The organism is Paenibacillus qinlingensis, assembly GCF_031455095.1.
In the GTDB taxonomy this organism is placed as follows: Bacteria; Bacillota; Bacilli; order Paenibacillales; family NBRC-103111; genus Paenibacillus_E; species Paenibacillus_E qinlingensis_A.
On the sequence record NZ_JAVDSB010000008.1, the window covers coordinates 180,316 to 202,128 of the forward strand.

Here is a 21,813-nt window from a genome sequence, read left to right on the forward strand (position 1 = left end):
TCCATCGCGCATTAGCTCATCTAATGCTTCTTCCCTTAATTTTTCCAATCCCGAACAACCTTAGCCCCTAGTGTACTAGTAAAATGACGCAATGCCCAGTCATGACCTACTGCATCAAAGCTAGCGACCGCATCCTCATGGATGATCAGGGAAAAACCTTTATTATACGCATCCACCGCTGTATGTAAGACACAAATATCTGTACACACGCCCACGAGATGAAGCTCCTGAATACCTCTAGCTCTAAGCTGCAGCTCCAAATCTGTCCCGCAAAAAGCACTGTATCTCGTTTTGTCCATCCAATAGATATCTGATCTATGCGCTTCATGCACTTCTTTTAACTCGCCAAAAAGCTCTCTACCCTCGGTATCACGTATATTGTGGGGTGGAAACAAGGCCGTTTCCGGGTGAAACGGATCTCCTTCCTCATGCAAATCTACAGCCATCACAACAAAATCCTGATGGGCAAGAAAGCGATTAGCAAGCTTGCAAATCCGCGCCTCAATGGCAACCGCAGGATCGCCGCAAGGCAGCTTTCCAATTACAAAATCCACCGTATAATCAATCACAATAAAAGCTTTCATATACCTCAACTCCTTATATTGTATATCTAATATTATTATAATGACTTTATCAATCAGCAAAAAGAGAAGCCTAACTTCATAATGACAGCTGAGGCGCTTGATCGCAAACGGAGTCATTCATTTCATTAATTCATTTTGATATTATCATTATGACATGTTTGATTCGAATTATCAATAGGTATTTTTGTCGTTATTGGGAGTCCGGATATAGGTTGGCGTAATTAATGAGAATCGTCATAAATCCAAGGGCAACGAATGAGAAAAACGCCATGAAAGATAAATGGAAGACATTAGGAAATACAATGAATACAGTGCCTGTGGCCACACAAACCCAGTTCTGCCACATATGTTTTCCTGTTTTTCCTAAAGCTAACATCGAACTTACAAATTGCAGACTTCCGAACAGAGCACAGGTGAAAAGCGCATTCGTTACATCTCCAAATCCAAACACCCAAGGAGTCATCAAAAACCAAAGACCCATGAGTGCTGATAAACTATTTTTGAGATACATACCGATCACACCTCCTACATGCGGGATGTTACAGTATATGCAAACGCTTTCAGTAACGTGTTAGTCGAAAAGCCTTCAGATCACCTGAATCGGCAACTGAAGGCATATTTTTACTGAATATTCCTGTTATTTATTCGGTTATTGTTCGATATGAATCCCTTTAGAATCAATTGTCACTTCGGCCTTTAGAATGTCAGACACGAATTTAGTAGGCACATAAAGCGTATCGTTGAGAATGACCGGAGCCGCTCCTAGCGCAACTGGTGCCATTTTGGCAAAGAAATAGCTATCTTTCCCCACACTCACACTCGTCCACTGCGCGCCTTTCGAGAGTTCAGCAGCATACGTTTCTTGATTCCATTTCACCGTGTAACCCAGACCTTCTGCTACTTTACGGAAAGGAACAAGGGAAACGCCATCTGCATTCTGTTCGACATCACCCGTTCCCAATTCCACTTTCACTTTGTCAGGCAGCGGAGTAGGATTCGGTTGGATGACCAAATTGTTAGGCAAGCTAAAGCGGAATTCTGGACTTCCTGCCACACCAGCTGCGATCGCGTATTTCGGGAACACCATAACTGCATCCCCTTTTTCTACAAAAAAGCCTTGATCTGCGCTAATGCCTTTAAATTGATCCTTAAAGAAATATTGCGGATTCTCGTCGATTTTGGCAATAACACCTGCATCGATCGTTGCCTTGTAATCCGTGCCGAGTAGATCCAGAAGCGTTACACGTTGCGCAGCTGCCGCATTCAACACATTATAGGTATCCACTCTCGGCATCCCTGTACCACCCGTTTGTCCGTACGTAGTAACGGTGAGGGAAACAACGCCTGAAGGATTTCTTGTGCCATCTGATTTTAATGTGTAGACAATTGTAAGCTCATACGGGCGGTATGTATATCCCTTTTCTTTGGCTGCTTCTGCATCCTCCGAAGCTGTCTTCTCCCAGTTCGCTAAATCTTTATTCGCATGTGAAAGGATGATGTCGTTCAGTTCATCTTGATATTTCGTATCAAGCATACCTGTCAGTTGAGGAACTTTAATATTCGTCGTTAAATCCGTGCTCTTGGACGTTAACACCACTTCTTTAATGACCACTGGTGCTGATGGTGTAGATGATGTTGTTGCTGATATGCCTGTAACCGTATCTGCCGAAGCAACACCAGAAACGGTCCATGCCGAAGCACTTACACCTACAAGCACCGCACAACCAACAACACCGATTTTCAACATGTTCCATGGATTTCTTTTCATTTCCTATTCACTCCTTCTGAGTTATCGTGTTTGTAACGTTTGTTCTAACCTTCACGATAACTAAGACGTACCAGCTTGCGAAAAAGTCCGACAGACGCAATTTGTTCACAATTAAGTGAGTCGGAACGTACCTACTACTTGATTCAGATCTGTGGCAATGCCAGAAAGATTTTTGGCAGAGGCTGTGATTTCTTCAGCAGAGGCGAGTTGCTCCTCCGTCACTGCTGCGACAGATTGCGCTGTACCTGAGGTTTGCTGTGCAACGAAACCTACTTGTGCTACTGTCGCTGCCACTTCTTCTGAACTTGCAGCCATCTGTTCAGCAGCTGCCGCTGTTTCTTGAATTTTGCTCGCTACTTCTTGCGATGCTTGTACGATTTGACCGAACGCTTGCTCAGCAATACCGACCTCATGAAGTCCTTCTTGCACTTCCGTTCTGCCCTTGTTCATTACGCCTACAGCCAGCGCTGAGTCCCGTTGAATCGAACTAATCAGATCAGAGATTTCGCGAACAGAATCATCGGTTTGTGAAGACAACTTGCGAACCTCCCCAGCAACCACCGCAAAACCTTTGCCACTTTCACCTGCACGCGCAGCTTCAATCGCGGCATTCAGCGCAAGTAAATTCGTTTGCGAAGCAATATTTCCGATTAAAGTGGTAATTTGGCCGATGCTTTGGGAATGTTTCTCGAGCTCTTGAATGACCTGATTCGCTGCATCAACCGAGGTGCTGACTGCTTGCATTTTATTCACAACACGACCCATAGCATGCGTACCTTGTTCAGCAATGTTCGTAGCCGTCATAGACAACTCGGATACATCGGAGGTCGTTTCTGCAATACGCGAGATCCCTGCTGCCATTTCCTCCATCGCTCTCCCACATTCAACAGAGCTTTGGGCTTGTGTATCTGCGCCATTGGCAAAATCCTGCACCGATACCGCAACATGCTGCGAAGCTGAGGTATTCTGCTCAGCGCTGGCGAATAGCTGCTGGGACGAGGCTGCAACGCTTGTTGAAGCTAGCTGCATTTGTTCAACAGAATGACGCAGATGATTCACCATTTGATTCACAGCCCCAACGAGCTGCCCAATTTCATCTTTATTGGTAACCCTAATCGGCTCAACCGTTAGATCACCATTCGCAATACGATTTAGTGCTAATGAGGCTTTGCGTACAGGAACCGAAATGATGCGAACGAGCACGTAGCAGGTTGCGATCATGAATAAGATGATGACAGACAGCACCGTGACTGACATCGTTACACTTTCTCTGTACACTTTCTGGCTATTCGCCTCAGCTAGTATTCCACCTTGTTGATTGTAGATGACCATATCTGACATTGTCTTTTGTGCCGCCGCAAAAGCAGTTGACATAGCTGTCAGGCTATCTTGCGCAGCTTTGCTCGTCGGATCACTCGCTAATTGCTTATTGGCTAGAAACGCTTTCTTGAAGCTGTCCCACTTCTCTGAAAGCTCATCTGCGAGGGTAATATCTTCTGTATTTGCAACAGTTTCCTTATATTTTCCTAACAAGTTGTCGATTTGTGTAATGGTTGCATTTAGATCAGCGTCCATTGGCGCATGCTTCGTCACATCAGGCTCCAGCTTTTTTTTATAATACACCGTTAGCAAATGTTCCGAGTTGTAATGAATCTCCTCGATCGTTTCAATGCCCTTCATCCAGTTCTGTACAAGCGTTCGATTGCTTTCTTTCAGGGCTCCCATTCTACTCATATCTGTCCAGCTTATTGCCCCTACCATGATTAAAATAATTGCAAATACCATGATTAATTTGGTGCGAACGTTCATTTGCATGACCTATTTCCCCCTATTAAATGTGTAATTCCTAAGGGCTTGTGTATACGTCTTTCCCCTGTTGGATATATCATAGATTAAATTCATTAAGTTTCTTCTGTTCTAAACATGTTTAAACTATGAGGTTTTTTAACAATTTGATTGCATCAGGAGGCTGTTCATGTCATCATCTTTGCGTTTCAAACTCGTTGCCTGGCTTGTTCTCATTACATCCATCTCCCTCGCCGTGGTAGGGTTTACCAACTATAAACTTTCAAGCAATAAGCTATTGCAGAAAATGAACGAGCAATCCCTTAGTTCAGTCTCGAATTCCGCTCGGAACTTGTATGATTTCTTGTCTATTCGATTGGCAGAGGTCGAGCTCATCAGTCGTGTAAGTATTATGAAACAAGGTACACAAGCCGAGCGCCTGAATTTCTTGAGACATGAACTACAATCAGATCGAAATCACTACCATGCTATGGCTATTGTCGATTTGGCAGGTAATATGGAATTTACATCCGGCACAAAGATTTCCATCGCCGATGAGCTTCGCTTTCAGCAAGCTCTGCATGGAAAAACCTATATTTCCGATCCGCATCTAAGCAAAATGAAGGGCATTTACGTTATCTCTATTACGGCGCCCATCTTTGATGATCAACAAAAGGTCGTCAGTCTTATTGATGTTTCATTAGAAGCAGCACCTTTATTTCATGAACATCTCCTTGCTCCGTTGAACAACGGAGATCTGTTAATCGTCAACCGGGAAGGACTCATTATTTATGATACCGATCCTAACGCTATTCTTAAGTTGAATATTTTGAACGATTTCCCGGAACTTAGACCCGCTTTTCAACAAGCTGTACGCGATAGAATTGGCTTTGTTGACGAATCCGTTATCACGGGTAATAAGATCAGATGGTTCTACGCTCGTATTCCCCATCTCGATTGGTTTCTTGCTTATTCCATGCCGATCAAGGATATCGAAGCCCCTACGAGCGCTCTACTGTGGTGGACGGTGGGATTAATCGCGATGGCCGCTGTGATCATTTACATGCTTATTTACTTCACAACGAATCAGCTGATTATCAAAAGAATTAAACAAATCCTCCAAGTCACGGAGGCCGTTGCGGCTGGGAACTTCCACACGAGGCCCATCGTGTTTACAAGTAAAGATGAATTAGGCGCACTCGCCCTTTCTGTCAACGGAATGATGGAAAATATCCGTGAACTCTTCGAGCCCTTTGAAGCTTTTATTCGTCATAATCAATATGCCATGATCGTGTTGGATCCGAATTTCATGATTAACCACCTCAATAGCAGAGCTACGCAGATGCTTGGGTATTCATTAGAAGAAGTACATAAAATTGCCTCACCCCTAATCTGGTTAGATCAACAACAGCTACGTGAACGTGCGATTCAATATTCGGCTGAACTCGGCGAGATGATTCCCGCGGACTGTACGACACTTGTGATTCGATCTTTACGACATCTGAAGGAGGATTTGGAGTGGACTTGGTATCACAAAGATGGAACCCGACTCTATGTACAGGCGAGTGTTAGCTGCATCACACATCCGAATGGCGAACTGAAAGGGTATGTGCTCATTGCGCGCGATATCAGTGATATTAAGGAAAGTAATGAGACCAAGGAACGGCTGTTCACGATTGTTGAGAGTGCACGGGATGCCATTCTGACTTTTGATCAAGACGGTTACATCTTCTATATCAATCCTGCCGGCATCCATTCCATGGGCTTAGAGGGGGCCAACTATACGCGCGCGCATTTCCATGAGTTTGTGGAAATTCTGAATGACATTAATTTTGAGGAAGGACTTCAAACTGCAATCCGCGAGGGATTCTGGGAATTCGAAGCTGAAGTTAGGACCAAGAAACATCACAATATCATCGTTTCGCTCGTCATTGTTCCTCACTTTCCCCTCAATAACGGTGAGCTGTATTTCTCGGCGATCACGAGAGATATTACAGATCAAGTCAACGCCAAGGAGGCGCTTATCCTAGCCAAACAAGAAGCGGATGATGCCAACTTGGCCAAAGGCGTGTTCCTTGCCCGGATGAGCCATGAAATACGTACGCCGCTTAATGGGATCGTGGGACTTTCTCACTTGCTGGAGAAAACCCCGATGACCGAATTGCAAACCGATTATATGCGCAAAATTTCGCGTTCCGCGCGCTCTCTTTCCCATATCATCAACGACATTCTAGATTTCTCTAAACTGGAAGTAGATAAACTTGTGATTGAACATCACCCTTTCCAGCTCGATGAGACCATTGATCGTGTGTGTGAAACGCTGAGTGTACTGCTAGGGCATAAACCTGTAGATTTCATTTGCGATATTCCTGATCAAGTTCCGGTTGGATTGATTGGGGATTCCCTACGGCTCTATCAAGTGCTTCTGAATCTCTCCAGCAATGCGATTAAATTCACCGAGCAGGGAACCGTCACACTTCGGGTGCGAATTGATCAGATTGTCGAGAATGAAGTGACGCTCCGCTTCGCAGTCACGGACACTGGCATCGGCATGGACGAGAAGCAGTTAGCTAATTTGTTTCAACCTTTTATCCAAGGTGACGAAGTCACGAGCCGTAAATATGGCGGGACTGGGCTTGGACTGGTCATTTCCAAAAATATTATTGAAAATATGGGGGGTTCGATCTCCGTCTCCAGCACACAAGGTGTGGGGAGTGAATTTCTTGTCCTTCTCACCTTTACCTTGTATTTACCAACACAGCATGTCTACTTGCCATTACCGCTTACTACGCTTGTCGTCGAAGATCATCCAGCGCTCAACCAGGTGCTTGTCCAGAACCTTCAATCCATGTGCATGGATGCAGCAGGTGTCTACTCGTGGAAAGAGGCTCTTCAACTCCTTGATCATATTGCGTTCGATATTTTGCTGTTGGATATGGAAGCAGATGATATGTATGGAGAAGAGGTGTGGTTAACTATGCTGAGCTCCTGCAAAAGACAAGGGATCTCGACGATTGTTTACACCTCCTTATCGGGAAGAGATGCGCTTGAGCAACTTCCAATTGACTCATCGCCCGATGCCATTCTGGTTAAGCCTATCTCGCGAAGTCTGTTGTACAGGACACTTGCTGCGCTTCATGCGGATAGGGAGTCTGTTCCCACTCTTATGAAGGAGAAGCCTCCTCAAGTGAGTGCGCCGGAGTTGACCAGCAAGCCGGTCTTCACGGACGAAGTTCCGCTGCGCATTCTAATTGTCGAGGATAACGAGATTAACCAAACCGTAGCACGCTCCTTACTGGAGAACATGATGCATTGTCACATCCAATTAGCTGGAAATGGATTCGAAGCTTTACATGATTTGGAGAAACATACCTATGATTTAATCCTGATGGATATCCATTTGCCTGAGCTAGATGGCATTGAAACAACCAAGCTTATACGAAATGAACCGAAGTGGGCTCACATTCCGATCATTGCCATTACAGCTGATTCAACGCTGGATAATCGGATGGCCTGCTTGGAGGCAGGCATGAGTGAGATGATCTCTAAGCCCATCATTCCAGAACGGCTGCAAGCTGCCATCGAGACCACACTCCAGCTGCATAAGGAGGAGAGGACCCTGCCACATCTTCATATCGCAGAGGCGCTCCAACGCATTGGAGGAAAAACCGAGATTTATCGTGAAATGCTCCGCAAATTCCAAACTCAGACCAACCCCATTATGGCGCAATTGCAAGTGGCTATCGAGACGCAAAATCTCGAACGAGCGCTTGATTTACTTCATGGTATTCGAGGTTCTTCCAGCAACCTATCGGCTTATCTTGTGTTTGCCGCGGCAAGCCATTTGGAGGATGTTGTGAAGGCACAAGCGGGGCTGCAAGCAGCAGATCGAGACGTAGCTGGCATGATGCAATTACTTCAAACGTTAACGTTAGAGCTGCAGGCTGTTTATCAAACGATCCAAAAATTGTTACTTGATTGAAAAAAACGTGAATTTATGTCACTATATGCGTATGCTCCCTTTAAGAGCGTGTCATTTTATACGTATAGGTGGTTAAATTGTTATGACTGAACATGGCGCTCCATATCGCATCTTGTTGTACTATAAATTCGTTGCTGTAGCTGATCATGAAGCATTGGCGCGAGAACATCTGGCTTATTGCAAAAAGCTCGGTGTAAAAGGACGCATTCTGATTGCTCCTGAAGGGATTAACGGTACTCTTTCCGGGACCGTAGAGCAAACGGAAGCCTACATGGCCATGATGAATCTCATGCCATTGTTTAAAGATATGGTTTACAAGATCGACGAGCACGAAGGACATGCCTTCAAAAAGCTATTTGTCCGTCCGAAGAAGGAACTGGTTACCTTCCGTCTTGAAGAAGACGTGAATCCGAATGAGCTGACAGGGACGCATTTGAAGCCGAAGGAATTTTATGAGAAGCTCCAAAATGAAGATGTCATCGTCCTTGATGGCCGTAATCATTATGAGTACGATATCGGACATTTCCGTGGTGCTATTCGCCCTGAAGTCGAGACGACCAAGGAATTCCCGGAGTGGATTCGCAACAATCTGCAGGAGTATAAAAACAAACCCATCCTCACTTACTGCACAGGCGGCATCCGTTGTGAGAAATTATCTGGTTTCTTGATTAACGAAGGCTTCACCGACGTGTATCAGCTCGATGGCGGGATCGTCACCTACGGCAAAGACGAAGAGGTCCAAGGTCGTTTATTCGACGGGAAATGCTATGTATTCGATGAGCGCATCTCCGTACCGATTAACCGAACTGACGAGGACATCGTTGTCGGCAAATGTTATCACTGCGGCACCGCAGAGGATCGCTATATTAACTGTGCGAACGACCTTTGCCACTTGAAACATGTTTGCTGCGAGGCTTGTGAAGAGGAGCATGACAGCTTCTGTTCCAAGGAATGCGAGGAGAAAACGTTGAGCTCGTTGGAGGCTTAGTAGCCTGAACACCACCAGTCGCGTTTAGCTGGCAAACCTACAGCTAATTTCGCAACAATCAGCTGAACAAGCCATATACATGGAAAAACTCCAGTTAAATTTCACCTTTTTCGCGATAAGCGGTCAAAGGGCTGAAATTAGCTGGAGTTTTTACAGTTATTCGCTTAAATCAGGCGAATCGACCCGAAATAGCTGTAAGTTTTACAGTTAACTATACAAGTGGCTGCGAATGCAATCGTGCCTGCCTCTAGCCAGTCTGATCCTCTATCCCATCCATAATTCGATCAATTAAGGGGTAGACAAGCTCCTCTTCCAATGTGAAATGCTTCAGCAGAATGAGACAGGCTGTCAGCAGCTCAGAGGCCATGACATGGACGAAGTCCATATCGATTGGGACGCTCATGGCATTGACACCGTTGACGTATGACTGTACGACTTTTTTGGCCAAATCATGATCCTGCTCCAACACATGCATGGACCGCGACACCGAGATAGCCATCGTCGGATGTAAATAAGTTTGCAGGCTCGGGAATAAGACTTGCTCTTCCCATTCCGAATGCTGCTCCAACTCCTCCACCAAGGATAGAATGCCATCCTGAAGTTCGATCAGACGACACATTCCAATTGAGCAATCATCAAGGGTGTACAAAGCTGCAGCTAACGTTCGAATATCGGAGAGCTGCTCACGCATTTGCACATGCTCCTCCTTCAAACGCTGGGCTAGCATTCTAAATTCACTAGGATTTACATTATTTGCCCGATTCGTTTGAATGCTCAAACGGTCACTCATTCGACATCCTCCTCCGAGTTTTCATATGAAAACTTTCTTCGTAAGTAGATAGCTGCATCTATTCATGCGCACAGCAAAAACCCCATACCGCATTATCATTGTATGCGGCATGGGGCTGTTATCATGCGAAAGAATGTCTAATATTCGTTCCTATCGAATTCGGCTTTCCGTCAAATGAAATTGATTCACAAGCAGCAGCATGGAATGTGTGATTGCGCCCACATCACCTGTGGTTTGACGCACATGATGCATGTCCTGCAGCAGCTCCTTCACCGTCTGCTCAACCTCTGCAGAGATGAGACGGTTCTCTTTGCTCACCGCTGCAATCTTCTCCATGAGTGCGACTACTTCCTCCACGACCTGGGTTTTCATCGTATCGTGCGCGTTTGCCGAGCTAAGAATTTCAGACGCCGCAGCCACAATCTGTGTCCCTTCAAGAACGACCTTCGTGCCTTCTTCCATGGAAATGAAAGCTTCATTCGCATGTCGTTCAATATGTTCGATCGTCTCATTGATCTCTGTGGTTGATTTCTTAGTCAAATCTGCCAGCTTGCGAATCTCACCAGCAACGACGGCAAAGCCTTTGCCATGCTCACCAACACGCGCGGCTTCAATGGAAGCATTTAAAGAAAGTAAATTCGTCTGTGCAGAAATTTCTTCAATGACTTTCAGCAGCTTCGGAATCTCTTGCGTTGTATGTAAAAAGGTTTGGATTGTTTGATTCGTTTCTTCCACCTTCGCCGAAATATCCGTCATCTTCTGACCAATCCGTTCGACTTCGTCTTGTGCGACGGCGATCTGCCCAGATGCCTTCATCTCAAGTTCGCGCAGGGTTCCGCTCATATTAAGCGTTACATCCTTTGCGACATCAATGTCCTTCAGCTGACCACGCAATGAGCGAATCATGTCATGAATCTTCGTACTCATGCGTCCTGTTGAATGCTCAGTAGAACCCGTCGAGTCGTTCATCCGTTCTTGGCTAACCTGAACCTCCGCTGCCGCTTGCTTTACTTGCAGCATAATTCCTTCCAAGGAATCGATCATATTATTGATCCATTTGGCCAAATCCCGTGTCTCATCTCCAGCAAATTCATCCACCTTCAGACGCTGTGTCAAATCCCCTTTTCCCTCTGCGTTAATTCGGATAAATTTATTGATTTGTGCAAGCTGCCTGGCAATTGGCTTACTCCCCTTGCGCCTAATCAAGCTTGCGCCAATCCCGCCGAAGAAAAAACTGATCCCTGCCATAATAGCAGCGCCGACAACATTGGATACATGCCCATTTAACAACCAGAAGCCGCCTGCGGATAGAAGTATGTAAAGTGCAATAAATCTCATTTGTAGACTGAACATTTTCCAATCAATCGAACGTATGCGATACACTTCTTCCAAATCTCCTTCGCACATCATCCCCCATACATCGGGACAATGAGGCAGCTGGAAGGTTACCCCTTTTCCAATAACTGAAATATGACGATAATCGGAATAACCGGGGTATTCAACGAATAAATTATTTCCCTTAGCAATGGTTCCCGCAACGCCTGGATGCAGTTGTCCTGTCGCAGGATCTGTAAAAACAAGTTCCAACTCCGTGTGCTCTTTGACACCAACGATACCAAAATCAGTGCGAACGCCATCTTTTAAATTATCCCCATGGGTAAAGGTCAAATCTTCGAATCGACTTCGCGAAAGGGCTGTTCCAGGAATAATCTGTTTATTTAACAGGGGCTTCGCCATGAATAAATAATTATCACCTGAGTCTGGATACACATGTCCTGATTCCCGTTGAATCAAATCTCCCAGCACATCGTTTGGCACACGGCCGCACACCGCTCCTTTCCATTCCCCATTTTCCATAATAGGTGCAATAAAAGCAATCGTCATCGCATCATGGAAGGGTGAGGTGCTCGGTCCGATTTGCAATGTAAGCGGGTCAGAGAACGGTCCGAATAGGCATTTCACACCTTTGCGTGATTCCTCCAGCCCTTTCCCTAATACACCGCCTCCCGCATAAGATCTTCCTATATGAGCTTGATGTGTGGAGTATACGACAGAAGCTTTCTCATTCAAAATGAATACCTCAGAGAAATCTGCACCACTCTTCATGGTCGCGGCCAGCATTCTTTCTACTACAGATGAATCCTTCGAAACCGGCCCCGTCAACCATTCCGTTCCTGATAACTGCAACTGTTCAAGCAAACGATCCAAATTGGACCAGTAAGCAAGGGCCCAACCACGTAAAATTTCCGTTCTTGTGTGAGCAATGCCTTCAAAAATATGCTCCACATCTTCCTTGATATGACGATTCAGGCGGTAAGACCACCACAAAGGCAGACCCTTCTTAAATCCCAGCCAATCAAACATATCCAACACCCCTTTATCACATGTACTGTGACTTTATTTAACATTCTCTTATCCGACAATTTTATAGTGATTTTCAATGTAAAGCAAGACAAATAACTGAATTTCCAGTAAATTTCCGAACATTCACAAAAAATTCATGAGGAATGTCAGTATTTTTACTTGTCAGTTATATTGACATAATTTTCTGAAAAATCTACAATAAAAGAAAAACCACCTCACACCAATTATTCAGTGTTATTTTATCTAACAAAGAGAACTTAGATCAGAAAGGAGGCCTGGTTTCTGCTTCGGGCCCTTAGCTTCTTGTAGCTTCCGAAAGCATAATGATGAAACCAGGGAGCTGCGATGTCCAAACCTGAGAATCTGGTCACTACCCCTTATGATCCTCGTCCTTTTTTTGATGAGATGTTTATGAACGCATACTCGGTTCGCCCTCATTATCAAAGTACATTCCTTCAATTCATGTCGATGAAGACAGGTCATTTAAACAAGCGCCAGACCGCTACGATGAAAAGAATGATGGAAGAAGGCATTACTTTCACTCTTTACAGTCCTGATCAGACGGAGGCACTTGAACGCACACTCCCTTTTGATCCAATCCCTAGGATTATTCCGCAGGACGAATGGATGAAGCTTGAGCGGGGACTTAAGCAGCGGGTTAAGGCACTTAATCTGTTTCTCAAAGATATTTATCATGATCAGGCTATTCTCAAGGATGGGATTATTCCTAGGAAAATGGTGCTTTCGAATTGTTATTTCCGACCTGAGATGATGCGCCTTTCGATTCCAAATGATGTCTACGTGACAGCCTCTGGTATTGACTTGATTCGAGATGAACATGGTGAATATTTCGTTCTTGAAGATAATCTTCGTTCTCCTTCTGGCTTCTCTTACTTATTTAAAAGCAGATCGATTATGACGCATTTATTCCCTGAACTCGTATTCAGTCATTCCATTCAAGATATCGAGCATAGCTTAAATGTGTTTTTAACCGCACTTCGCAAGTTGAGTCCTTCTGGTAAGTCAGATCCTGTTATCGGTTTGTTGACACCTGGCTGCTATAACTCCGCCTATTTCGAGCATACATTCCTTGCTCAGCAAATGGGATTAGAGCTCGTTGAAGGGCACGATCTCGTGGTTATCGACCATAAAGTGTATATTCGTGGCATCAAAGGGCTTCGCCAAATCGATGTTCTCTACCGCCGGATCGATGATGATTTCTTGGATCCTCTTGCTTTCGATCCGAACTCCATGCTTGGTGTTGCTGGCATAATGAACGCTTATCGCGCGGGTAATATCAACATCGTAAACGCCCCAGGTACAGGTGTAGCCGATGACAAAGCCATCTACGCCTACGTACCCGATATGATTCGTTACTATTTAAATGAAGAACCCGTTTTAAACAACATACCGACATATATTCTTTCCCGTCCTGATGAGCGAGAGCATGTTCTGGCGCATTTGCACGAAATGGTTGTCAAAGAAACCTCCCTGTCAGGCGGCTACGGCATGCTGATTGGACCTTCTGCTTCTGAGAGTGAAATCGCTGATTTCCGACTCAAAATTCTCGCTAACCCTGATCGCTATATCGCACAACCAACCATCCAATTATCCAGAGCTCCTGTCATGATGGATGGACAGATGGCTGCTAGGCACATTGATTTGCGTGCTTTTGTCATTGCAGGTGAAGACATTCAAGTCATTCCAGGTGGACTCACGCGTGTTGCGTTGAAAGAAGGCTCTCTCGTGGTAAATTCTTCGCAAGGCGGAGGATGTAAAGATACGTGGGTTGTTCGCTAAACACGACTTACAATTTGAATGGAGGCTAAGGGATATGGTAATGATGGGACGAACAGCGGAAGCTTTATTCTGGATCGGTAGGTATTCGGAAAGAACGGAGAATCACGCTAGGCTGATCGATGTGTATTATCATATCCGCGAGGACAGAGAGGCCAGCGGCAGTCAATCATGGAGCAGGCTGATTGATACCATCGGGGATCGCTCTGTTTTCATCGAGCAGTACGGCAGTTTCACCGAGCAGCATGTGCTTCAATACATTACACTTGATAAAAATAATGCCAACTCGCTACTCGCCTGCACAAACCACGCACGTGCTAATCTACGAAATATTCGGGAGAAAATGCCTTCCGAGTTGTGGGATATTTTGAATGGACTCTATTTGTGGCTAAAAGAAAAAGAAGTCCGCGATATTACGAATGATTCGCCTCATCTGTTCTACCGCTTTATTCGCGACACGCTATCCATGTTTCAAGGCGCGGCAACTTCGGTCATGCCTCGTCAGAATGAGTGGCATTTCGTCGAGGCTGGGCGCTATCTAGAACGGGCAGAGAATTTACTTCGCTTAATTCAGTCTCTCTGTTCCGAATATGCCAAGGATGACTTCTCGTCCTATCCACTGATGCTTGCAGTTTTGAAATCGGTCAGTGGATACGAATCGTATCGAAAAGAATATGCGGACACGGTAAATCTGACGAACATCATCAAATTTTTGCTGTTAAATGAGACCTTCCCGCGTTCTGTCTCCTTCTCTATCCATGCTTTGGAACGCTCGTTCAAGGGAATTCAATTAGATGATCCCGAGCTTAACAACGCCGTGCATAAATTAGCCAAACTGGCTGGGAAAGTGAAAGCGAATTTGGCCTGCATGGATGAGGAAGATTTGAAATCTGGCAAATTAGAAACGACATTACACACATTACTCGACTCCTGCAATGGGATGGGGGCTAAAATGTCGAAGGTCTTTTTTCCCTCTCGGGAGGAGGTTATCGCATGAAAAAGTTGGAGATCACACACATTACTCGCTATTCGTACACCGACTCCGCGCAGGACAGTGTCAATGAGGTTCGGCTCACGCCGTTAACGGACAATCGGCAATCCTGTTATCATCATACGATCACAACGGAGCCTGTGTCGGCCTTCTTTACTTATTCGGATTATTTTCATAATCGCGTACATGCTTTTACCGTTAACAAGCTCCATCGCGAGCTTACTATTAAGATGGTATCCACCGTCGTCACGCATGAAAATGATAACAAACTAGATTCCATCAGCTCTCCCTATGAGGAGAAAGCGGCTAGATACGGCGATGACTTCCAGAATGAGTATGCCGAATACTTATTGCCGACAAGCTACACCGGTCTAACCCCGGAGCTCAAGGTATACGCAGATGCCATCACGGATGATGGAGTGCCGTTATACGATCTACTCAAGACGATCTATACGACCATAAACCGCGATTTTACTTACGACGTGTCCGCCACCTCCGTCCAAACAACGGTAGGCGAAACGCTGCAGCTGCGGCGCGGTGTTTGTCAGGACTACTCTCATTTCATGATCACCATCTGCCGTGAAAAAGGTATCCCCGCCAGATACGTGAGCGGGTACCACTTCGTAGGCGATTTGCAGGGGGGCAGCGCCGACTTCACGCAAGCCTCCCACGCATGGGTGGAATGCCTGATCCCAGGCGCAGGCTGGTTCGGATATGATCCGACCAACAATTGCGAAGTCAATTGGCGCTATATCAAGCTTGGACATGGGCGAGACTACAACGACATCGTGCCAGTTAAAGGCGTCTATCGCGGATCGGGGGCGCAGGATCTGGAAGTGATTGTTGATGTGAAGTTGGTGGAGTGATGAGAAGCTAATGAGGCAGCCACTTGTTTTCACGGTGGCTGCCTCATTAGGTAGTTATGGATTGGAATGCCGAAGAGACACTTATTATCGACTCTCAGCTCTAGAAGTGCTGGCTTGTATTCAACTTATTGCTTCCACCTTTGCGCTTCTGGACCGCGCAGCTTGTAACCGTTTTTCTTTTGGTATACATCATTCGCTTCCTTCAATGCATCGTTACCGCCTTTACTCTTCCACTCTTCGATGACCTTCGGCCAATCCGAGATCGGCTCTTTGCCATACACCATTTTGACCATGTGACCAATGAGCACTGGAGCTGCCGTATCAGACAAAGAGGCAATATCCGGATTTTTCACCATTGCAGGGAGAGCTGTATCGAACTCAAGACCTCCGCGTCCTTCATTCGGCAAAATCGTTTCGAACGTTTTAAGTAATGATTGACCTTCTGGGGTTGCATTCAAAATTTGCTTACGGTAAGCATCATCCTTCACCATATGCAGGAATCCGCTCAAATAGCGTTGCTCGGAAACTTCCGCATCCGTTTTCGGATTAATCGGCAATGTCGTGTCGAACCATTTGTCCGCTTCTTCCGATACTTGCCATTCAAAGAACTTCAAAATGCCCGGAATTTTATCTTTGTTGATTTTGGAGTTAATAAAGTAGGCACGCGCACCAGAGGAGTATAGGTAACCACCACCCTTGCTGTCTGTTCCTACTGGGGAAGGAATAATTTTAATTTTCGCATCAGGCACAGTTGCCTTCAATTGTGTTTCCCATTGAATGAGCTCCTGAGCATTCATTTCCCACATGCCTGCTTTACCAGCCAAAATAAGATTTTTGAAATTTGTCGGATTGATCGTTGCAAATTCTTTGTTGATCAGCCCTTCGTCAAACATCGTTTTATACGTTGTCAAAGCCTTTTGCATGTTCTCAGTATCGAAAAATTTCGGCTGAACTTTGCCATCAACGACTTCATATTGGCTCGAATACGGATATACATCGTAAGATCCAAAGAAGATATCGGCGTATTTAAAATCTTGACGTCCCATAAACGGATGCTCGACGCCAATCTTCTTGAAGGCGCGCAGCATTTCGAGATATTCGTCAACCGTTTTCGGATCCTTCGTAATACCTGCCTTCTTCATTAAATCTTCTCGTACCCACGTCGCTCTGCGGGATGGCTGAGAAATAAATTCAGGAATCGCGTAAATTTTGCCGTTAAGCGTTACTTCATCCCAAGCCGCTTGCGGAATCACCTTCATCAAATTCGGCGCATGCTGCTTAATCAGATCATTCAGCTCCAGGAATATGCCCGCTTGTACGGAGCCTGCTAGCTCTTTCCCGCTTGTGCCAGCACCTGCTTGCACAACATCCGGGATGTCGCCTGTGGCAAACATTTGGACCATTTTCTTTTCAAATTCGGCATGAGGGACCAATTGAATATCAAGGTCGGTATTCGTCTTTTTCTCGAGTTCTTTCACCCATTTGTCATCGTTCAAGTTGGCCGCTTTTTCTACATAGTCAAAGTTCAGCGTACGCATCGAGATACTAAACTTCGTTGGACCTTGCTGCGCTTTCGGCGTCTCTGCTGCGGGCTTAGCCGATTCTGCAGGCTTCGTGTCAGTCGTATTCGAACAACCGATTACACCAATGCTTAATACAACCGCCATTGTACTGGCCATCCAATTTCGCTTTCTCATAGAAATCCCTCATCCCATAAGTTTATATTTGTAAGCGTTATCAAATTATGTTGATCTCATCTTAATCCATACAGATAATTCCAGACTATGGAATAACTTTAGCTGTTGGAGTGTTTTTTTTAGGTCTTAACCTCATTTCTACAATATTTCTGCGATTTCTCAGCGTGACACTATGAAGGATTTAATAAAAAAGGAGCAGCTGCCGCGAGGCGGGCCACTCCCTAATTATTATGTAGATACACTTTCTGACCAACACGAAATTGCCCTGGCTTGATAACAGATGCATATAAGCCAAAACATAAATCCATTTGCTCATTAACTGTTTTTAGCAGAGTGGCATCCCGTTCAAACGTATCAGGATTAAGCGTAATTATTAAACACCGCTCACAATTAGATTCAACCATTAATTCTGAATCTCCAAAAGATAATTTCTTTCCTATCCAAGAAGTTTCGTCAATTGTGTTCTCATTTAATGACACTATAATGTTAGCTCTAAACCTCCGTTTATCTAATTTCTTTCCCCATATCGATTCAAGTCTGCGTAACGAGGAATCCGTAATAAGAAGAATACTAGCAACGTCAACAGCCATAAGGTCGGGATCTTCAGGGTTCGGTGCTTTATAGTCCGCCATTGATAGTTTCCTACTGGAATATCTTTGAATTTCATTTAAAAGAACTTCATTCCAACTAAACACTTCTCCGTTTGGCGATGTAACGCTTACTTCGTTATCAACTAGTTTGGCTGAATAACCGATCATATTAGGTATATCTCTAGCAGTTATATAACGATTCCAACCTTCTTTTGTTTCATCATAGAATGCGCAAATCCGATCACCGTGCAACCCGTAAGTATCCACTATGCAAGCTTCCAAATTTTCTCCCGCAAAAGATTTAACAGGATAGCGAATTATTTCACTAATTTCCCCTACAAGCAATATTATTTCGCCTCCACGTGGTTAAACTTAGGTATTAACTATACTAAATGGAGAAGTCTTACTTATCAAGTAAATCGAACGATGGGCTACCTCGACATCGAACTTCAGCTCAGGTACATTCCCCGCAACTGTATGGAACATTTGATTGTTACCGTCCAATGTCCCGTTCGGTACAATACCTGTTGATGGTACGGAACCATTCGTTTCAAGATTAATAGATTATATGACAAGATTTCTTAATTTGGAAACATTTAACTAACAAAAAAAGGCACAGATCCCGAGATCCTTGCCTTTTTTCGATTTAAAAGAAATCCGTCAGATACGTGGTTCTCTCCGGAATGAAACGCTCCAATCTCGCGATCTCGGCTGCGTCGCCTTGCAAACGACCGATGCGTTGCAGCAGGGACGCACGCTTGTAGCCCATCAACAGTGCCGCTAGCGTCTGGATATCGCTCGAAATAACGGCCTGTCCCGCTTCCGCTTCATCTAGCTTGCGTACATCGTTCCCCTCCACATTCCCCGGTTGCACTCGGAAAGTTCCGTTATTCCATTCCGCATGTTGATCACGCAGCTGAAGATACAAGGGCTTGTCCCCTGCAGCTCCGTCTGCAACTGTCTGAAAAGGATACAACCGTAAAAACGCCTCCGCATCGACGATTCGTGCCATAAAATATGGCACAACCTCCTGCTTAATTCGCGGATCCGCCAGCATAGAAGGCAGCAAGTCGCCAACAGGCGCCTGACATACCACTTTCTCGATCATGGAATCGTGATTGGCGATAAGCCTCCAAAGCGCACGATGAGCATCATCTGTGAGGGGAACCATTTCATGAACCGTGAGTACGCGTTCTTTCACCTGATAAATGATATAGCCTTCCGGCTCGCCAGCAGGATTCAGATACAACGTGACGATTCCTTGCTTTCTATTAAACACTCGTCTCCACCAAACCTCAGTACGAAGAAGCATCCCGTTAAAACGCTGCGCATACGCCTCGTAAATCGGATTCAGCACCGCTGCGTCCGCTTCAATCCGTCGTAGTAGGCTTCCTTCAGCAACCTCAGGCTTGGGAAGTTGGTTGGCTGCAATCTCGTAACGCAAATAGTCGCTATAACCTTCCCAGCCGTATTTACGATAAAAGGGAAAGGAAAACGGCGCTAGGAAGGATAAGACTTGCCCAGCTTCCTTCATTACATTCAGCGAATGGGACAGCAGTTGGCCGACCATACCCTGACGGCGATATTCAGGCCAAGTCGCAACCGAGGCGATGCCGCCCATCTGAAACAATTGGCCATTAATCCAAGTATTCAAATTTATAACCATTAACTTGGCAGCTAATCGATTTTCGTCAAAAAATCCCCAAATCTCCTCAGTCTTCATAACCGCTAAGCGTGCTTCTCGCTCCTCTGGCGATAACGTTTGTTGAAAAGCGAACTCTGACAAGGCAAGACTGTCGTTAAAATCTTCCTGTTGTAACAAGCGAATGGGATCCATAGTGCCTCCTAATACTGTCATTTGTTTTTATTTTAACATGCCACCGCCATACAATCCCCATAATCATCAATTTTCTTAAAAAGTGATAACCCTGTTCCTCCCTAGAGGCATAAGGATGGCTATTTTTCGAAATACAGACAATAGTTCATTTTCCTGCGGGCGCCTACAATGGAAATAAGAAAGAAGGTGATGAAAACCGCAACGTTGCGATTACAAAAGCCAAAGATCAGCATGAATCCTTTGCAGAAGGGAGTCATTCATTCCGAAACAAGGCATCTATCTTTTAAACTGGAGGTATGTTATGAAAAAGAAAGTATTACTGCTTGTCCTCGTGTTCTTCATGACGATGGGAACGGTCGTTGCTTATGCTGCACCGAAAGTGAATACGTTTGAGCGGCCTGCAAGAGGAAGCGCTTACACATTAGCGCAATGGGGAGTTGATGGTTGGAGTGCCCCTTGGGATCTCGGGATGAGCACCCGAACTTGGATCGACGGCTATAACTTTAACCACTCCGGCGGCCAGTCTCTTCGCGTGTTCTATCCGCAAGGGCAGATCGACCCGCAAAACTCGGGGGCACAAGCGCCGTTTATCGTTACACCTGGTCAGGAATACTACTTGTCCTATTGGGTTCGCTTTAGCAGCGATTTCAGTTGGGGTTCGACTGAAAATGCCGGCAAGCTGGGACTTGGTCTCGCAGGCGGCGCTGCTTGCTCTGGCGGGCAGGAATGTACCGGCTACAATGGGTTTAGCTCGCGGATGATCTGGCGTTCCAGCGGGCAGGCTGCCATTTATTACTATCATATGGGCAATGCTGGCCAATACGGAGACTATGCGATTCTGAAAAATAACGGCGTCGATATTTATTACCCCAAAGGCACATGGGTGAACATCGTACAACGTCTGAAGGTCAACACCGTTACTGCAGGGAATGCGAATCCCGATGGGGAGATTCAAATTTGGTATAACGGTATCTCCGCAGCCAACATCACCGGCCTTCGCTTCGTACGCAACACGGATTTGGTTGACAAAGCATACTTCTCCTCCTTCTTCGGCGGCGCTACTTCTGCCTTCGCTCCGCAAAACGACTCTTACATCTGGTACGACGACCTGAAAGTTTCCACGAACAAAGCAGAAATCTGCGAGCTCGCTGTAGGCGGCTGCTATAACCGCACGTTCCAAGCGGAAAGCTATAACGCCATGAGCGGCGTCATCACTGAAACCACGCCGGATACAGGTGGCGGGCAAAATGTCGGCGGCATCGACAGCACCGATTGGATTGCTTTTACCAATGTGAATATCCCTACGGCGGGTACCTATTTAGTTGAATATCGCGTCGCATCGCCGAACAATGGTGGGAAGATTTCCTTGGATCTGAATGCTGGCGCGACCGTATTAGGTCAGATCGATGTGCCGAATACGGGCAGTTTTTCGACTTACCGTACCGTGTCGCATCAGGTTCAGATTCCGGCGGGCACGCACCAGTTTGGACTGTATGCTGCGACTGGTGGGTTTGATATTAATTGGTGGAAGATTACGAAGTTGTATTAGTTAGTGAGTGAGTGAAAAAAGGAAGGATCTTGATATAGTTCGATTTTTCCGAACTATATCAAGGATTCTGCTCGAGAGCGGGCAAGTAGTTCGGATTTAACGAACTATTTGCCCTTTTTTCTCGCGTTCGGGTGGATTTAGGCGATTTAGTTCGGCGTTTTATGACTAATCACGAATTGCTGGCGCTAACAGTGAAATTAGCTCGGCAATTTCAAACTACTGAAC

General features: G+C 45.5%; 15 protein-coding genes. 6 read left to right on the forward strand and 9 right to left on the reverse strand.

Annotation, left to right across the window (positions count from 1 at the left end):
* Positions 1-35 precede the first annotated feature (35 nt).
* The 4 genes from J2736_RS20940 to J2736_RS20955 all read right to left on the reverse strand — a co-directional run bounded on the left by J2736_RS20940 (position 36) and on the right by J2736_RS20955 (position 4,167).
* Positions 36-584: a cysteine hydrolase family protein gene (locus J2736_RS20940; RefSeq protein WP_310500521.1), complete on the reverse strand. Its 549-nt coding sequence runs from the start codon at positions 582-584 to the stop codon at positions 36-38.
* Positions 585-774: 190 nt separating this feature from the next.
* Positions 775-1,095, reverse strand: a complete 321-nt coding sequence (locus J2736_RS20945; RefSeq protein WP_310500522.1) for an SPW repeat domain-containing protein — start codon at positions 1,093-1,095, stop codon at positions 775-777.
* A gap of 138 nt (positions 1,096-1,233) precedes the next feature.
* Positions 1,234-2,352, reverse strand: a complete 1,119-nt coding sequence (locus J2736_RS20950) for a stalk domain-containing protein (protein ID WP_310500523.1) — start codon at positions 2,350-2,352, stop codon at positions 1,234-1,236.
* Between the two features lie 111 nt (positions 2,353-2,463).
* Positions 2,464-4,167 (reverse strand): methyl-accepting chemotaxis protein, encoded by a 1,704-nt coding sequence (locus tag J2736_RS20955; RefSeq protein WP_310500524.1) that lies wholly within the window; start codon positions 4,165-4,167, stop codon positions 2,464-2,466.
* Positions 4,168-4,327: 160 nt separating this feature from the next.
* On the opposite strand from J2736_RS20955, the gene J2736_RS20960 reads away from it, so the two are divergent.
* On the forward strand, positions 4,328-8,119 hold the full coding sequence (locus tag J2736_RS20960; RefSeq protein WP_310500525.1) for a response regulator: 3,792 nt from the start codon (positions 4,328-4,330) through the stop codon (positions 8,117-8,119).
* A gap of 82 nt (positions 8,120-8,201) precedes the next feature.
* Entirely contained in the window at positions 8,202-9,107 is a 906-nt protein-coding gene (gene trhO / locus J2736_RS20965) for an oxygen-dependent tRNA uridine(34) hydroxylase TrhO (RefSeq protein WP_310500526.1), read from the forward strand.
* Between the two features lie 247 nt (positions 9,108-9,354).
* Here trhO and J2736_RS20970 read toward each other — a convergent pair whose 3' ends face one another.
* Together J2736_RS20970 and J2736_RS20975 are read right to left on the reverse strand one after the other, a co-directional pair.
* Entirely contained in the window at positions 9,355-9,897 is a 543-nt protein-coding gene (locus tag J2736_RS20970) for a hemerythrin domain-containing protein (RefSeq protein ID WP_310500527.1), read from the reverse strand.
* A 150-nt stretch (positions 9,898-10,047) separates the two neighbouring features.
* Positions 10,048-12,261: a methyl-accepting chemotaxis protein gene (locus J2736_RS20975; RefSeq protein WP_310500528.1), complete on the reverse strand. Its 2,214-nt coding sequence runs from the start codon at positions 12,259-12,261 to the stop codon at positions 10,048-10,050.
* A gap of 345 nt (positions 12,262-12,606) precedes the next feature.
* Here J2736_RS20975 and J2736_RS20980 point away from each other — a divergent pair, with 345 nt between their 5' ends.
* The 3 genes from J2736_RS20980 to J2736_RS20990 are packed head-to-tail and all read left to right on the forward strand — an operon-like array spanning position 12,607 to position 15,915.
* Entirely contained in the window at positions 12,607-14,061 is a 1,455-nt protein-coding gene (locus tag J2736_RS20980) for a circularly permuted type 2 ATP-grasp protein (RefSeq protein ID WP_310500529.1), read from the forward strand.
* 34 nt (positions 14,062-14,095) lie between these two features.
* Positions 14,096-15,055: an alpha-E domain-containing protein gene (locus J2736_RS20985; RefSeq protein WP_310500530.1), complete on the forward strand. Its 960-nt coding sequence runs from the start codon at positions 14,096-14,098 to the stop codon at positions 15,053-15,055.
* The gene (locus tag J2736_RS20990; RefSeq protein WP_310500531.1) at positions 15,052-15,915 is read left to right on the forward strand and encodes a transglutaminase family protein; all 864 of its coding nucleotides are present in this window, start codon (positions 15,052-15,054) and stop codon (positions 15,913-15,915) included. The genes J2736_RS20985 and J2736_RS20990 overlap by 4 nt, the downstream gene beginning before the upstream one ends.
* A gap of 125 nt (positions 15,916-16,040) precedes the next feature.
* Here J2736_RS20990 and J2736_RS20995 read toward each other — a convergent pair whose 3' ends face one another.
* From J2736_RS20995 to J2736_RS21005, 3 genes are all read right to left on the reverse strand, one after another.
* Positions 16,041-17,612, reverse strand: coding sequence for a type 2 periplasmic-binding domain-containing protein (locus J2736_RS20995; RefSeq protein ID WP_310500532.1), 1,572 nt, complete (start codon positions 17,610-17,612; stop codon positions 16,041-16,043).
* Positions 17,613-17,833: 221 nt separating this feature from the next.
* Positions 17,834-18,547, reverse strand: a complete 714-nt coding sequence (locus J2736_RS21000; RefSeq protein WP_310500533.1) for an MOSC domain-containing protein — start codon at positions 18,545-18,547, stop codon at positions 17,834-17,836.
* 301 nt (positions 18,548-18,848) lie between these two features.
* Complete coding sequence (locus J2736_RS21005; protein ID WP_310500534.1) at positions 18,849-20,039, reverse strand: GNAT family N-acetyltransferase; 1,191 nt, start codon at positions 20,037-20,039, stop codon at positions 18,849-18,851.
* Positions 20,040-20,340: 301 nt separating this feature from the next.
* On the opposite strand from J2736_RS21005, the gene J2736_RS21010 reads away from it, so the two are divergent.
* On the forward strand, positions 20,341-21,588 hold the full coding sequence (locus tag J2736_RS21010; protein WP_310500535.1) for a carbohydrate-binding protein: 1,248 nt from the start codon (positions 20,341-20,343) through the stop codon (positions 21,586-21,588).
* Positions 21,589-21,813 lie beyond the last annotated feature (225 nt).